The 13,651-nt window shown below is 53.5% G+C and carries 14 protein-coding genes; 11 read left to right on the top strand and 3 right to left on the bottom strand.

Annotated elements, in window-relative coordinates; translation table 11 throughout:
• Positions 1 to 120: 120 nt before the first annotated feature.
• The 10 genes from accD to hisP all read left to right on the top strand — a co-directional run bounded on the left by accD (position 121) and on the right by hisP (position 9,598).
• On the top strand, positions 121 to 1,029 hold the full coding sequence (gene accD / locus M2407_RS10770) for an acetyl-CoA carboxylase, carboxyltransferase subunit beta (protein WP_020827872.1): 909 nt from the start codon (positions 121 to 123) through the stop codon (positions 1,027 to 1,029).
• Positions 1,030 to 1,236: 207 nt separating this feature from the next.
• Complete coding sequence (gene folC, locus M2407_RS10765) at positions 1,237 to 2,502, top strand: bifunctional tetrahydrofolate synthase/dihydrofolate synthase (RefSeq protein ID WP_201896176.1); 1,266 nt, start codon at positions 1,237 to 1,239, stop codon at positions 2,500 to 2,502.
• A complete protein-coding gene (dedD, locus tag M2407_RS10760; RefSeq protein ID WP_128864616.1) occupies positions 2,503 to 3,273 on the top strand; it encodes a cell division protein DedD in 771 nt (256 codons plus the stop codon). It abuts the gene before it with no gap.
• A gap of 231 nt (positions 3,274 to 3,504) precedes the next feature.
• Complete coding sequence (gene cvpA / locus M2407_RS10755; RefSeq protein ID WP_020827869.1) at positions 3,505 to 4,005, top strand: colicin V production protein; 501 nt, start codon at positions 3,505 to 3,507, stop codon at positions 4,003 to 4,005.
• Between the two features lie 21 nt (positions 4,006 to 4,026).
• The gene (gene purF / locus M2407_RS10750) at positions 4,027 to 5,544 is read left to right on the top strand and encodes an amidophosphoribosyltransferase (protein WP_020827868.1); all 1,518 of its coding nucleotides are present in this window, start codon (positions 4,027 to 4,029) and stop codon (positions 5,542 to 5,544) included.
• A gap of 131 nt (positions 5,545 to 5,675) precedes the next feature.
• A complete protein-coding gene (locus M2407_RS10745) occupies positions 5,676 to 6,248 on the top strand; it encodes a UbiX family flavin prenyltransferase (RefSeq protein ID WP_020827867.1) in 573 nt (190 codons plus the stop codon).
• Between the two features lie 302 nt (positions 6,249 to 6,550).
• On the top strand, positions 6,551 to 7,333 hold the full coding sequence (gene hisJ / locus M2407_RS10740) for a histidine ABC transporter substrate-binding protein HisJ (protein WP_020827866.1): 783 nt from the start codon (positions 6,551 to 6,553) through the stop codon (positions 7,331 to 7,333).
• Between the two features lie 85 nt (positions 7,334 to 7,418).
• Positions 7,419 to 8,105 (top strand): histidine ABC transporter permease HisQ, encoded by a 687-nt coding sequence (locus M2407_RS10735; protein ID WP_020827865.1) that lies wholly within the window; start codon positions 7,419 to 7,421, stop codon positions 8,103 to 8,105.
• Complete coding sequence (locus M2407_RS10730; protein ID WP_020827864.1) at positions 8,102 to 8,806, top strand: ABC transporter permease; 705 nt, start codon at positions 8,102 to 8,104, stop codon at positions 8,804 to 8,806. The genes M2407_RS10735 and M2407_RS10730 overlap by 4 nt, the downstream gene beginning before the upstream one ends.
• 18 nt (positions 8,807 to 8,824) lie before the next feature.
• A complete protein-coding gene (hisP, locus tag M2407_RS10725; RefSeq protein ID WP_020827863.1) occupies positions 8,825 to 9,598 on the top strand; it encodes a histidine ABC transporter ATP-binding protein HisP in 774 nt (257 codons plus the stop codon).
• A gap of 41 nt (positions 9,599 to 9,639) precedes the next feature.
• Here the strand turns inward: hisP and M2407_RS10720 are convergent, their stop codons facing one another.
• From M2407_RS10720 to yfcG, 3 genes are all read right to left on the bottom strand, one after another.
• A complete protein-coding gene (locus M2407_RS10720) occupies positions 9,640 to 10,554 on the bottom strand; it encodes a TIGR01777 family oxidoreductase (RefSeq protein ID WP_122079909.1) in 915 nt (304 codons plus the stop codon).
• Positions 10,555 to 10,582: 28 nt separating this feature from the next.
• Positions 10,583 to 10,954: a dihydroneopterin triphosphate 2'-epimerase gene (gene folX / locus M2407_RS10715; protein WP_012146035.1), complete on the bottom strand. Its 372-nt coding sequence runs from the start codon at positions 10,952 to 10,954 to the stop codon at positions 10,583 to 10,585.
• A gap of 104 nt (positions 10,955 to 11,058) precedes the next feature.
• Positions 11,059 to 11,688, bottom strand: coding sequence for a GSH-dependent disulfide bond oxidoreductase (yfcG, locus tag M2407_RS10710; RefSeq protein WP_020827861.1), 630 nt, complete (start codon positions 11,686 to 11,688; stop codon positions 11,059 to 11,061).
• Between the two features lie 223 nt (positions 11,689 to 11,911).
• Between yfcG and M2407_RS10705 the strand changes: the two genes are divergently transcribed.
• Positions 11,912 to 13,450 (top strand): recombinase family protein, encoded by a 1,539-nt coding sequence (locus M2407_RS10705; RefSeq protein WP_259217991.1) that lies wholly within the window; start codon positions 11,912 to 11,914, stop codon positions 13,448 to 13,450.
• The last annotated feature ends 201 nt before the right edge of the window (positions 13,451 to 13,651 follow it).

Raw genomic sequence — 13,651 nt, 5'->3', positions numbered from 1 at the left:
CTCTGTCGCGCGCTTGTCGCGTTTTGCTCGGGCACTTTTTCATTGGGTCTGTTTTCGGGGGGATTGTTAAAGCATGAACTGCGGACTGGCGTCTGCCAGGTTCAAACAGAAAGGTCATCGATGAGCTGGATTGAACGAATTCTTAACAAGAGCAATATTACCCAAACCCGTAAGGCGAGTATTCCTGAAGGGGTTTGGACCAAATGCGATAGCTGCGGCCAGGTTCTCTACCGCGCCGAGCTGGAGCGTAATCTGGAAGTGTGCCCGAAATGCGACCACCACATGCGCATGACTGCGCGTATGCGTCTGCATACCCTGCTTGATGAAGGCAGTGAAGTGGAGCTGGGCAGCGAACTGGAGCCGAAAGACGTTCTGAAGTTCAAGGATTCCAAGAAGTATAAGGACCGCCTGGTTGCCGCGCAGAAAGCGACCGGTGAAAAAGATGCATTGGTGGTGATGAAAGGCACGCTGTACGGTATGCCGATCGTTGCCGCTTCATTCGAATTCGCCTTCATCGGCGGTTCCATGTCGTCCGTGGTCGGCGCGCGTTTTGTTCGTGCGGTTGAGCAGGCGCTGGAAGACAACTGTCCGCTGGTGTGTTTCTCTGCCAGTGGCGGTGCCCGTATGCAAGAAGCGCTGATGTCGCTGATGCAGATGGCGAAAACCAGCGCAGCGTTGGCAAAATTGCAGGAACGCGGTCTGCCGTACATTTCGGTGCTGACCGACCCGACCATGGGGGGCGTTTCCGCCAGTCTGGCCATGCTGGGCGATATCAATATCGCCGAGCCGAAGGCGCTGATCGGCTTTGCCGGCCCACGCGTCATCGAGCAGACGGTGCGTGAAAAACTGCCGCCGGGCTTCCAGCGCAGTGAGTTCCTGATTGAGAAAGGCGCGATCGACATGATCGTGCGTCGCCCGGAAATGCGCCAGACCTTGGCGAGTATCCTTTCCAAGCTGACCAACCAGCCGCAGCCGCATTTCGATGAGGTAGCGCCGGTGGCCGGGCAGGAAAGTCAGGCCGACGCCTGAGGCTGATAAGTCACCCGCGCGGCGCAGGTCTCGCGGGTTTCAACCGTCATTTTGTGGCTAAGTGACGGTTGAAATACCCTTGTAGATTGAGCGTAGCGGTCCATTCCGACGCTTGGAAGACAACGGGTATCATGCAGAGCATCGCCTTTACCGCGGTGAGGGTGGTGCCCTGATGGATTAATGAACCCAAGTTCAGTGACGGGACTCATGCAAAACCACCAAATTCCCCAAGCCACGTCGCCATTGAGCTCGTGGCTTTTCTATCTTGAGCGTCTGCACAGCCAGGCGATCGAACTCGGCCTGGAACGCGTACAGCGCGTTGCAGCGCATCTTGATTTACTCACCCCTGCACCGACGGTGTTCACCGTTGCCGGTACCAACGGCAAAGGCACCACCTGCCGCACCCTGGAAGCCATTTTGATGGCGGCCGGTCTGCGCGTCGGCGTTTATAGCTCGCCGCACCTGGTGCGCTACACCGAGCGTGTGCGCATTCAAGGCGATGAGCTGAGCGAGGCCGAACACAGCCGTTCGTTTGCCGCCATTGAAGCGGGCCGGGGCGAAACCTCACTGACTTACTTCGAATTTGGCACCCTGTCGGCGTTGCAGCTGTTCAAACAGGCTAAGCTTGACGTGGTGATCCTGGAAGTGGGCCTGGGCGGCCGCCTGGACGCAACCAATATCGTCGATCCGAGCGTGGCGGTGGTAACCAGCATCGCGCTGGATCATACCGACTGGCTGGGCAGCGATCGCGAAAGCATTGGCCGCGAAAAGGCCGGTATTTTCCGTGGTGGTAAACCTGCGGTGGTGGGGGAACCGGATATGCCGGCGACCATTCAGCAGGTGGCGGATACGCTGGGGGCGCAGCTGTATCGTCGCGGCGACGCCTGGACCTTCAGCGAACAGGGCGAACGCTGGCAGTGGGAGGGCGGTGGCACCTTGCTGACCGACTTGCCGATGCCAAATGTGCCGCTGGCGAATGCCGCGACGGCGTTGGCGGCGCTGCATTTTTCTGCGCTGGAAATCGATGAACGTGCGATCTTCGCCGGTCTGCAGCAGGCGACGTTGCCTGGGCGCTTCCAGATTGTGCGCCGCGATCCGATGTTGATCCTCGATGTCGCGCATAACCCACACGCAGCCGGTTATCTGGCCGGGCGTCTGGCGACGCTGCCACATAATGGCGGTAAAGTGCGCGCGGTGGTGGGCATGCTGTCGGACAAAGACATCGCCGGTACGCTGGCCTGTCTGAGTGAGCAGGTCGATGAGTGGTATTGTGCGCCGCTGGAAGGGCCGCGCGGTGCCAGCGCCGAGCAGTTGGCGCAACATTTGACGGAACCGCGGCAGTTCGCCGATGTCGAAACTGCCTGGCGTCAGGCTATGCAGGACGCTGATATTCAGGATATTGTGATCGTCTGTGGATCGTTCCACACCGTTGCACAGGTAATGGCGGCGTTAGACGAGATGCGGGGAGTGTGAGTGGCAAGTAAATTTCAAAACCGATTGGTCGGTACCGTCATTTTGGTTGCGCTGGGGGTGATTATCCTGCCAGGGCTGCTGGACGGTAAAAAGAAACATTATGAGGACGAGTTCGCCGCCATCCCTTTGGTGCCGAAGGCCGGTGATGTGGAAGAAAACGACGTGGTGCCGCCGGTAAGCCAGACGCTGCCGGCCCAACCGCCGGAAGGCGCGGGCGCGATGGTGGAGCAGCAGGCTGCCAATGAAGCGGCGACGCAACAGGCCATCCGCCAGCCGGCTCAGCAGCCGACCCAGGTTACGCCGCCGCCGGTTGAAACCCGACCGGTACAGCAGCCGAAACCGAAACCGGTTGAAGCCAAGCCGGTGGAAGTGAAACCGAAACCGGTGCAGCAGCCGAAACCGGTGGAAGTGAAGCCGGTGGTGAAACCCGAACCTAAGCCAGAGCCGAAACCGGAGCCTACGCCTACGCCGACACCGAAGCCTGAACCTGCACCCGTGCAGAAACCGGCGGAAGAGAAAGCGCCGGCAGGACAGGCATATGTGGTGCAGCTCGGGGCGCTGAAGAACGCCGCCAAGGTCAATGAGGTGGTGGCGTCGCTGAGGCTGTCCGGCTATCGTGCCTTTACCGTGCCGTCAACGCCGGTACAGGGGCAGATCACCCGGATTTATGTCGGGCCAGACGCCTCGAAACAGAAACTGCAGTCTTCGCTGCCCGCGCTGAATTCTATCAGCGGCTTGAGCGGTCAGGTGAAGCCGTACGGCGTACGTTAAGCGCAGGGGCACAGCATGCTGTGCCCCGGAACCGAAAGATGACGGTATAATCATTAAAAAAACTGTGCCTTTCGTAGCTGAAATGGCCTATGTAGGCGCGGCGATTGGGAATTTTTTTATCGCCGCTTTTTATTTGTAACGTGGTAGGAAAACCCCTACGCAAACGTTTTCTTTTTCTGTTAGAATTCGCCGCGAATTGGATGCAGGGGCGATTCATCATTGGAATAGTTCATGGTCTGGATTGATTACGTCATTATAGCGGTGATTGGATTTTCGGCTCTGGTTAGCCTGATCCGAGGGTTTGTTCGCGAAGCATTGTCACTTGTGACATGGGGATGTGCGTTTTTTGTTGCCAGCCATTTCTACTCTTACCTTGCGGTCTACTTCACTCGTTTTGAAGATGAACTGGTGCGAAACGGCATCGCGATTGCCATCTTGTTTATCGCGACCCTGATCGTAGGAGCTATTGTTAACTATGTGATTAGCTCACTGGTAGAGAAAACCGGGTTATCAGGCACCGACCGGGTGCTGGGCGTCTGTTTCGGCGCACTGCGCGGCGTGTTAATCGTTTCGGCGATACTGTTTTTCCTGGATACCTTTACCGGCTTTTCACAAAGCGCAGACTGGAAACAGTCGCAGCTTATTCCCCAGTTCAGTTACATCATCAGGTGGTTCTTTGACTACCTGCAGAGCACGTCGAGTTTCTTACCGACCCATTTACCGGGGCGGTAGCGCTGATGAGGAAAAGACAACATGTGCGGTATTGTCGGTATCGCCGGTTTTATGCCGGTAAACCAGTCGATTTATGATGCGTTGACGGTGCTACAGCACCGTGGCCAGGATGCCGCAGGCATCGTCACCATCGATGCCCATAACGGGTTCCGTCTGCGTAAGGCAAACGGTCTGGTGAAGGATGTGTTCGAGGCACGCCATATGCAGCGCTTGCAGGGCAACATGGGTATTGGCCATGTGCGCTACCCGACGGCTGGCAGCTCCAGTGCCTCAGAGGCTCAACCTTTCTATGTAAACTCACCGTTCGGCATTACGCTGGCACACAACGGCAACCTGACCAACGCCCATGAACTGCGTCAAACGCTGTTTGAAAGCGGTCGCCGCCATGTCAACACCACCTCCGATTCCGAGATTTTGCTGAACGTGCTGGCCAGCGAGCTGGACCGTTTCCAACACTATCCGCTGGAGTCCGACAACGTATTCACCGCCGTTGCCGCCATGCACCAGCAGCTGCGCGGCGCTTACGCCTGCGTCGCGATGATCATCGGCCATGGCCTGCTGGCGTTCCGTGACCCTAACGGCATCCGCCCGCTGGTGATTGGCAAACGCACGCTTGAAGACGGCCGCAACGAGTATATGGTGGCTTCCGAGAGCGTGGCGTTGGATACGCTGGGCTTCGAGTTCCTGCGCGATGTGGCGCCTGGGGAAGCGGTGTACATCACCGACAAGGGCCAACTGTTCACTCGTCAGTGTGCAGAGAACCCAAAAACCAACCCGTGCCTGTTCGAATACGTTTACTTCGCCCGTCCAGACTCCTTTATGGACAAGATTTCGGTCTACAGCGCCCGCGTGCGCATGGGGCAGAAGCTGGGTGAGAAAATTGCCCGCGAATGGGAAGATTTGGACATCGACGTGGTGATCCCGATCCCGGAAACCTCCTGTGATATCGCGTTGGAAATCGCCCGTATCCTGGACAAGCCGTATCGTCAGGGCTTTGTGAAGAACCGCTACGTCGGCCGTACCTTCATCATGCCGGGTCAGCAGGCGCGTCGCCAATCGGTACGCCGCAAGCTGAATGCCAACCGCGCCGAATTCCGCGACAAGAACGTGCTGTTGGTGGACGACTCCATCGTGCGTGGCACCACGTCTGAACAGATCGTGGAAATGGCGCGTGACGCCGGGGCGAAGCGTGTTTATCTGGCTTCCGCAGCGCCGGAGATTCGTTTCCCCAACGTGTACGGCATCGACATGCCAAGCGCCAACGAACTGATTGCCCACGGCCGTGAAGTGGATGAAATCCGCCAGATCATCGGCGCCGACGGTTTGATCTTCCAGAATCTGGACGATCTGATTGAAGCGGTGCGTGAAGAGAATCCGGACATCAGCCAGTTCGAATGCTCGGTATTCAACGGTATCTACGTCACCAAAGACGTCGACCAGAGCTACCTCGAGTATCTGGAATCGCTGCGCAATGACGACGCCAAAGAAATGCGTAGCCAGACCGAAGCGGAAAATCTGGAAATGCACAACGAAGGTTAAGCCTTCGCACTGACCAAAATGGTGCGCCGCGGCGGTCGCTGCGGTGCATTATTCCCGCCTGACTTGCTTATATAGCGCCATTGCGGCAAAGTCTGCCTGATCCTATTTTTTCCGTGGCAGAGGCCAGCTTTATGAAACGAATCATCATCGGTATTTCCGGCGCCAGCGGCGCTATCTACGGCGTGCGCCTGCTGCAGGTATTGCGTGACGTCGCAGAGGTGGAAACCCATTTGGTGATGAGTAATGCAGCGCGACAAACGCTGTCGCTGGAAACCGCGCTCAGCCTGCGCGAAGTGCAGGCGCTGGCCGATGTGGTACATGACTCGCGCGATATTGGCGCCAGCATCTCTTCCGGATCGTTCAAAACTATCGGGATGGTGATTTTACCTTGCTCAATCAAAACGTTGTCCGGTATCGCCAACAGCTACAGCGACGGTCTGCTGACGCGCGCCGCTGACGTGGTGCTGAAAGAGCGTCGCCGGTTGGTGCTGTGCGTGCGTGAAACTCCGCTGCACGTGGGCCACCTGCGCCTGATGACTCAAGCGGCAGAAATGGGAGCCGTCATTATGCCGCCGGTGCCGGCGTTTTATCACCGCCCTGAAAGCGTAGAAGACATCATCGACCAAACGGTGAACCGGGTGGTCGATCAGTTCGATATTGAATTACCCAAAGATTTATTTTCCCGCTGGCAAGGTGCCAATTAACAAATTTCTCTCCAATTTGGCACATTTGTGCAACACCGCACTGAATTAGGGCGGCACCTGCACCATAATGATCCCACTTCATCACGTTCACTGTTTCAAGGCGCTGGTATTTCTCCATTGCCCGTGGCGCGGCCCAGCCAGGCCGATTTAATTTTGCGGTTATCGTCCCAGGAAACAGTTTTGTGAAGGTCGGAGCCGTTCCCTCCGCCGACAGCAACCAATGTGGCACGATTACTGCAAATTGATTTGGTGGAAAAATAATGCCCGCAGTGGCATCGAAAAAATCAATTTGAGGGTAATTTATGAAAAAGCTGGTTAAGGTTCTTCCTTTAGTCTTGGCTTTAAGCGCGGCAAGCAGCGCATTTGCCGCCGTACCATCGACCTTGAAGATAGGTACCGATCCGACCTATGCACCCTTTGAGTCCAAAAATGCCAAAGGTGAGCTGGTCGGCTTTGATATCGATCTGGCCAAAGAGCTGTGCAAACGCATAAATACCCAATGTACCTTTGTGGAAAGCGATTTTGACGCGCTGATCCCTTCTCTGAAGGCGAAGAAAATTGACGCCATCATCTCTTCTTTGTCGATCACCGAAAAACGCCAGCAGGAAATTGCCTTTACCGACAAGCTGTATGCCGCGAACGCCCGCCTGATCGCGCCGAAAGGATCGAAACTGTTGCCTACCGTGGATGCGCTGAAAGGCAAGAGCGTCGGTGTGCTGCAGGGCACCACCCAGGAAGCCTATGCCAACGCCATGTGGCAGCCGAAGGGCATCACCGTTGTGCCTTATCAGAACCAGGATTTGGTCTACGCCGACCTAGCATCCGGCCGTATCGATGCCGCCTTCCAGGATGAAGTCGCAGGGAGTGATGGCTTCCTGAAACAGCCTCCAGGCAAGGATTACGCTTTCGCCGGTGAATCGGTGAAGGATGACAAATTCTTTGGCGTAGGCACCGGCATGGGCCTGCGCAAGACCGATACCGAGCTCAAGGCGGCGCTGGATAAGGCCTTTGCCGAAATGCGCAAAGACGGCACCTACGACAAGTTTGCGAAGAAATACTTCGACTTTGACGTCTACGGCGGTTAATGCCGCATACCCTTCCATGTTGTGACTACGGGGCCGATCTGCCGGCCCCGATGGTTCGGGATCCTATGACGACAGGGTGAAGTAAATGCTGCAAGGCTACTCCCAATTGATATTTGAGGGCGCTCTGGTGACGCTGGAGCTGGCCCTCAGTTCCGTACTGCTGGCGGTGGTGATTGGTTTGATCGGCGCCGGTGGCAAGCTTTCCCATAACCGCCTGCTTTCCACGCTGTTTGGCGCTTATACCACGCTGATCCGTGGCGTACCCGATCTGGTACTGATGCTGCTGATTTTCTACGGCCTGCAAATTGCACTTAACAACATCACCGAACTGCTTGGTTTTTCGCAAATCGATATTGATCCGCTCAGCGCGGGGATCATCACCCTCGGGTTTATCTACGGTGCCTATTTCACTGAGACTTTCCGTGGGGCCTTTTTGGCGGTGCCGAAAGGGCAGATAGAAGCGGCCACCGCCTACGGTTTTTCCGGTTCGCAAATATTCCGCCGTATTCTGTTCCCTGCCATGATGCGTTTTGCCCTGCCGGGCATCGGCAATAACTGGCAGGTGATCCTGAAGGCGACGGCGCTGGTGTCGATTCTGGGCCTGAACGACGTGGTGAAGGCCACCCAGTTGGCCGGTAAAGGCACCTATCAGCCGTTCTTCTTCGCGATCGTGGCCGGGGTGGTTTATCTGGTCTTCACCACCGTGTCCAATGGCGTGCTGTTGTGGCTTGAACGGCGTTATTCCCTCGGCGTCCGGAGGGCTGAGCTATGATCGAAATTTTGCAACAGTATTGGCAGTCGTTGTTGTGGAGCGACGGTTATCGCTTTACCGGCGTGGCGGTCACGCTGTGGTTGCTGATCTCCTCGGTGGTGATGGGCGGTTTGCTGGCGATCCCGATGGCGGTGGCGCGCGTTTCCTCCATCAGCTGGGTGCGCTTCCCGGTATGGCTGTATACCTACATTTTCCGCGGCACGCCGTTGTATGTGCAATTGCTGGTGTTCTACTCCGGCATGTACAGCCTGGAAATCGTGCGTGGTACGGACTTCCTCAACGCCTTCTTCCGCAGCGGGCTCAACTGCACCATTTTGGCGCTGACGCTGAACACCTGCGCCTATACCACCGAGATTTTCGCCGGGGCTATTCGCGCGGTACCGCACGGTGAAATCGAGGCAGCCAATGCCTATGGTTTCTCACGCTTTAAAATGTATCGCTGCATCATTTTACCTTCCGCGCTGCGCACCGCGTTGCCTGCCTACAGTAATGAAGTGATCCTGATGCTGCACTCTACCGCGCTGGCGTTTACCGCCACCGTGCCGGATCTGCTGAAGATAGCGCGAGACATCAATGCGGCGACCTATCAACCGTTTTATGCCTTCGGCATTGCGGCGGTACTGTATCTGATCATCTCCTACGGGTTAATCAGCCTGTTCCGCAAGGCGGAAAAGCGCTGGATGGCACACGTTAATCACTGATAATGACGGGAACACACTATGTCTGAGAATAAATTAGCCGTCACCGAACTGCATAAGCGCTATGGCGAGCACGAAGTGTTGAAAGGCGTATCGCTGGCGGCTAACGCAGGGGATGTGATTAGCATCATCGGTTCTTCCGGGTCCGGTAAAAGCACCTTTTTACGCTGCATTAACTTCCTGGAAAAGCCGAGTGAAGGATCCATTAGCCTGAACAATGAAGATATCCGCATGGTGCGCGACAAGGACGGGCAGCTTAAGGTGTTCGATAAGAAACAGCTGCAGCTGCTGCGTACCCGCCTGACCATGGTGTTTCAGCACTTCAACCTGTGGAGCCACATGACGGTGCTGGAGAACGTGATGGAAGCACCGGTGCAGGTGCTGGGGTTGAGCAAGACCGAGGCGCGTGAGCGCGCGATACGCTATCTGGATAAGGTCGGCATCGATGAACGTGCCCGCGGCAAATACCCGGTGCACCTGTCCGGCGGGCAGCAGCAGCGCGTGTCGATCGCCCGGGCATTGGCGATGGAGCCGGAAGTTTTGCTGTTTGATGAACCGACGTCGGCGCTGGATCCGGAACTGGTAGGGGAAGTGCTGCGCATCATGCAAAAGTTGGCGGAAGAGGGGAAAACCATGGTGGTGGTGACGCACGAGATGGAGTTTGCTCGCCACGTGTCCAGCCACGTGATTTTCCTGCACAAAGGGCTGATTGAAGAGCAGGGGCCACCGGCCGAACTGTTTGGCAATCCGAAAAGCCCGCGTTTGCAGCAGTTTCTTTCCGGCGCATTAAAATAATCGATTGTCGGGGCCGGATTTTTCTGGCCCCGATAACTTCCTCAGCGGACTGGGTCCCGCTGATTGATCACATCATCCAGCGCCTGCTCCAGCTCCAGAAAGCGGAAGCTGAAGCCTGCCTCTTCCAGCCGTTTCGGCACCGCACGTTGCCCACCCAAGACCAACACTGCCGCTTCCCCCATCAATAAATGCATGGCGAATGCCGGTACGCGCAAAAATGCCGGCCGATCGAGCACGTTGGCCAACTGAGCGGCAAACTGCTCGTTGTGGACCGGGTAGGGGGCAACCATATTGAAAGGGCCTTGCAGGGTCTGGTGATCCAGCAAATAGATAATGCCATTGACCATGTCGTCCAGGTGGATCCACGGCAGGTATTGACGGCCACTGCCGATGGGCCCGCCCAGACCGAAGCGGAACGGCGGCAACATCTTCGCCAGCGCGCCGCCTTTTGCCGCCAGCACCACGCCGGTACGCAGCAGGCAGACGCGGGTGGCATCGCTTTGCGCCTGCAACGCCAACGATTCCCAACGTTGACACAGTTGATGGGTGAACTCGTCATGCGGCGCTTCGTCTTCGGTGACCACCGCCTGGCCCTGATCGCCGTAATAACCGGTCGCGGAACCGGAAATCAGCACGCTGGGCGGGTTGCTGCCGGCGTTAATCAGTTTCACCAACTGCTCGGTCAGATCCCAACGGCTGTGGCACAGGCGTTCTTTCTGCGCCTTACTCCAGCGCTTGTCGGCGATCGGCTCGCCGGCCAGGTTGATCACGGCGTCAAAGCCATCGAGCGAAGGCTGATCCTGCAACGTTGACCAGTAGCTGACCTGTTCACCGAAGCGCTCACGAGCGCGGGGCACGTTACGGCTCAGCACCGTGACTTGGTGAGAAAGGCCCAACAGCCGCCGTGTCAGGCTGCTCCCTATCAATCCTGTGGCGCCGGTGATCAGGATCCGCATGGTCGATTCTCCCTGAAACAGGTGGTTTTCAGGCCCGGCGATAGCTCATAGTCATCGAAACTGAGTCGGCGTAGCGCAGGGCCAGTAGTTTATCTATCTCTACTTCAGCATAGGTTACCCAGGCATGTTGTTTCACGATATCGAGCACATCCTGAGTTAATTTTTCCAGCAGGGCGAAGCGGTTATCTTCCACATGGCGGATGATGGCTTTGGTGATGGTGCGGTAATTGAGCGCGTCGTCGATATTTTCACTGTCGCGCGCTTTATCCGCCGGGTAGTGGATCACTACGTTAATCAGGATGTCCTGACGATTGTTAATTTCTTCTTCCTTGATACCGATGAAAGTACGCAACCGCAGGTTTTTTATACGAATAATGGCGTCGGGTTGACTGAATGACATCAGAAGATCTCCACAGGTCTGATTATTGCCGCTCAGAATACACGGAAAGTAAGGAAAAGATAACGAGCTAAAGGAAACTCCCCGCGGGTCGGGGAGCGGGAAATTTAGCCCTGTTCGGCCAGCTTGTAGGCGCGTGCGGTAGCGGGACGGTTGCTGATGCGTTCAAACCAGTTGCGTACCGCCGGGTAATCCGCCAGATCGATGCGCTGGCGTGGGTGAGACACCACCCAGGGGTAAGTCGCAATATCAGCGATGCTGTAGTTGTCGCCGCCCAGGTACGGGTGCTTTTGCAGCTCGGCTTCCAACACGGCATACAGACGCTTGGTTTCCAGATGGTAGCGTTCGATGGCGTAGGGCACCGGCTGCGGCGCGTAATGGTTAAAGTGATGGTTTTGCCCGAGCATCGGCCCAAAGCCCGCGACTTGCCAGAACAGCCACTGTAGCGTAGCGGCACGCTCGCGCAGGCCTTTGCTCAGCAATTTGCCGGTTTTCTCCGCCAGATACAGCAGGATTTCGCCGGATTCGAACAGGCTGATCGGCGCACCGCCATCAACCGGCTGCTGGTCGACGATGGCCGGAATTTTGTTGTTGGGTGAAATGCTCAGAAAATCCGGCTTGAACTGGTCGCCGGCGCTGATATTTACGCGATGGATACGGTAGGGTAAGCCAACCTCCTCCAGAAACAGGGTAATTTTGTGACCATTGGGAGTAGGCGCGTAATACAGGTCAATCATATTATAATACTCCTTGTAAAACATCATGATAAAATGAAGCATGAACATTTAGCGTCGAGGGAACCATGAGAGCTTTCTTAATTGCCGTGTTAGTTCTAAACATCAAACAAAACAACAAGGTGGTACTGGGATCACAAGGCAAGAAGCTGCCGTTATAGAGTACATCAATGGTTATAATCCTGATCCAAAATTAGGATATCAGCTCAGCTTAGACGATCATGAGATGCTTGATCCAGATCTAGGAAAGTCGGCATATCATGGTTTCAACTTTACCAAAGGGGCGTTGGGTGAGTTCAAGCTGAAGGTATTGAGCCGGGAGATTAAAGAGGCGGCATTGATCATTGAGAATGTGGATAGATTCAGTCGCCTACCAGAGCATGAAGCTATCCGAGAATTCAATGATTTGATTCTTGGCGGAATTGATATCCATGAAGTTGAAACTGGTGTTGTTTACAGTCAAAAGATTCCCAATACACTGTCTAAATTGGCCCACTCGATCGAAAGAGCATGGGGAGAAAGTGAACGAAAATCATCTATTGCAAAAAAGGTATGGAAAGCCCGCAGAGAAACAGTACTTGCTACAGGAAAACCATTACCTGCACGCCCCCCAAAGTGGTTGAAAATTGTTAATGGAGAGTACATTGTTGATAAGAGGTTTTCCGATGCCGTCACTACGATTTTCAAGTTATATACAGAAGGCTATGGCACTGCTTATATAGTAAAGCACCTTAATAATAATGATATGAAGATAGAAGATCTATCGTGGAGTACTGCCGCTTTGACGAAAATGTACTCTGATGAGAGATTGATTGGTTGGAAAAGCGGGATGAAGGTTTATCCAGCGTTAGTGGATGAAGAGGTTTTTAAAAGGGCAAAAGAAATAAAAAATTCCAAGGTTTTTCTTAATAAACAAAAAATTAATGGAGCACAGAGATCTATATTTAACTCAATAGCCCGTTGTGGTAAATGTGGTGCTGCCATGTGTGTTAGCGTCAATGGGCATAATAAGTTGTATTATTGGTGTTGGAAAAAACGTGGTACAAAAGAGTGTGATTTATCAGGTTTCGTTTATGCATATGCAGAACTAGCTATTTTTCAGCACATAAAAAACATTGATTGGAAGAACGTTTATCTTGATAGTGAACGTAGTAATGGGCGTTCTGAAGAATTAAAGTTAGAATTAGTTGAATTACTAAGCTATAAATTAGAAATAGAAGAAATAGTAAAGTCAACTGAAAGACCACCTACGGCTGTGTTACGAGCATTGATTAATACAGAAGAGCAGATTGAAAAATTAGAAGGTGAAATATCTTCTATGATATCGTCTGAACATGAAGTAAATTTTTATTTTAATGTTGATGATATAATCAATCAGAATAATATAGAGTTACGTCAGAAGTGCAACATACAACTGAAAAAAAACATTAAGTCGATTGTTTTTAATAAGTATGATGGTTATATCATTATTGATATTGAATATTTCACGGATGTGTTAAAACATGTACTGATAGTAAATAAAAAAAACGGTGCGTTAGTATCTAACATCAGTATTACAAAACGTGGTGACATTATTAATTATAATAGTGGTTGTTTTAGTGTTGTCGAGAGAGAGAGCGAAGGTGTTTGTACTTTTGAAGGTATCGATAATGTAAGTGTAACTGATTACTTTTTGTTGGCTAATTACATCGGTAGTTTTCCAGAAAAACAGTGGATTGTTGATGTTATATATTTGCAACAGAATATGGACGCGGTTCTAAAATAATTCAGAAAAAAAATTGATTTCGGCTATAATATGGTGGTCGGGATTTTTTCTCTAAAAAATGAAATGACTCGTTTTATTATGCTATAATATAAACGTGTTCCGGTGATTCTTCACTAAATAAGTACAGTGAAACTACACAGGGACATCTAATGAAACAATTTATAAAAGACTTCATCGTACTATCTACTATTTTCGTAGTAA

It is taken from the genome of Serratia sp. BIGb0234, from assembly GCF_024809915.1.
Lineage (GTDB): Bacteria > Pseudomonadota > Gammaproteobacteria > Enterobacterales > Enterobacteriaceae > Serratia > Serratia liquefaciens.
The sequence above is the reverse complement of the archived record's forward strand: the minus strand, read 5'-3'. Positions and strand labels throughout refer to the sequence as shown.

Coding starts and splice junctions, on each gene's coding strand:
- accD (WP_020827872.1), top strand. CDS start 121: ATGAGCTGGATTGAACGAATTCTTAACAAGAGCAATATTACCCAAACC.
- folC (WP_201896176.1), top strand. CDS start 1,237: ATGCAAAACCACCAAATTCCCCAAGCCACGTCGCCATTGAGCTCGTGG.
- cvpA (WP_020827869.1), top strand. CDS start 3,505: ATGGTCTGGATTGATTACGTCATTATAGCGGTGATTGGATTTTCGGCT.
- purF (WP_020827868.1), top strand. CDS start 4,027: ATGTGCGGTATTGTCGGTATCGCCGGTTTTATGCCGGTAAACCAGTCG.
- M2407_RS10745 (WP_020827867.1), top strand. CDS start 5,676: ATGAAACGAATCATCATCGGTATTTCCGGCGCCAGCGGCGCTATCTAC.
- hisJ (WP_020827866.1), top strand. CDS start 6,551: ATGAAAAAGCTGGTTAAGGTTCTTCCTTTAGTCTTGGCTTTAAGCGCG.
- M2407_RS10735 (WP_020827865.1), top strand. CDS start 7,419: ATGCTGCAAGGCTACTCCCAATTGATATTTGAGGGCGCTCTGGTGACG.
- M2407_RS10730 (WP_020827864.1), top strand. CDS start 8,102: ATGATCGAAATTTTGCAACAGTATTGGCAGTCGTTGTTGTGGAGCGAC.
- hisP (WP_020827863.1), top strand. CDS start 8,825: ATGTCTGAGAATAAATTAGCCGTCACCGAACTGCATAAGCGCTATGGC.
- M2407_RS10720 (WP_122079909.1), bottom strand. CDS start 10,554: ATGCGGATCCTGATCACCGGCGCCACAGGATTGATAGGGAGCAGCCTG.
- folX (WP_012146035.1), bottom strand. CDS start 10,954: ATGTCATTCAGTCAACCCGACGCCATTATTCGTATAAAAAACCTGCGG.
- yfcG (WP_020827861.1), bottom strand. CDS start 11,688: ATGATTGACCTGTATTACGCGCCTACTCCCAATGGTCACAAAATTACC.
- M2407_RS10705 (WP_259217991.1), top strand. CDS start 11,912: ATGCTTGATCCAGATCTAGGAAAGTCGGCATATCATGGTTTCAACTTT.